Genomic DNA, 708 nt, shown 5'->3' with positions numbered 1-708 from the left:
GACCTTTCAGGACAATGCACATGCACAGTTCATCGCCTCCCCTTACCCCGGCGCCCGGCGCGATCTGGCTGCCGATCTTCGCCGGCCTCTGCGCCAGCCTGGTCAGCATCGGCCTGGCGCGTTTCGCCTACACGCCGTTGATTCCCTCACTGATCCAGGCCCACTGCTTTTCCGCCAGCGACGTGGTGTACCTCGGTGCAGCCAATCTGGTGGGCTACCTGATCGGCGCACTGATCGGCCATCCGCTGGCACGCCGGACCTCGAACAAGACCGCCCTGCGCCTGATGATGCTGGCAGTGACGCTGGCGTTTTTCGCCTGTGGTTTTCCGTTGTCGATGAGCTGGTTCTTCGGCTGGCGCCTGCTGTCGGGGATCGCCGGTGGCGCGATCATGGTGTTGGTGGCGGGAACCGTATTGCCTCACGTACCGGCAACCCGCAGGGGCCTGGCCAGCGGTGCGATATTCCTTGGCATCGGCTTGGGCATTGCCGGCTCGGGAACGATCGTGCCGCCGCTGCTGAGCCTCGGCTTGCAGCAAACCTGGTTCGGCCTTGGCTTGTTGGCCCTGGTCCTCACCGCCGCCAGTTGGTTTGGTTGGCCAACCGCTGCGCACCCGGTCGCCGCTGCGCCGTCGGATACCTCGTCGCCTGCCCCCACCGACCCGAGCGTTGACCCGCTGTTCGCTCAATACGCGTTCATGGCCGCCGGAC

At 65.7% G+C, this 708-nt stretch carries 1 protein-coding gene; it reads left to right on the top strand.

Features of this window, described 5'->3' with window-relative positions; translation table 11 throughout:
- Nucleotides 1–20 precede the first annotated feature (20 nt).
- The coding region (locus AC1DVH_RS32280) for a YbfB/YjiJ family MFS transporter (RefSeq protein WP_477757193.1) at nt 21–708 on the top strand (688 nt) is incomplete at its 3' end.

The organism is Pseudomonas sp. P4_C3 (genome assembly GCF_056402075.1).
Note: the sequence above shows the minus strand (reverse complement) of the source record. Positions and strands in the feature narration are given on the sequence as shown.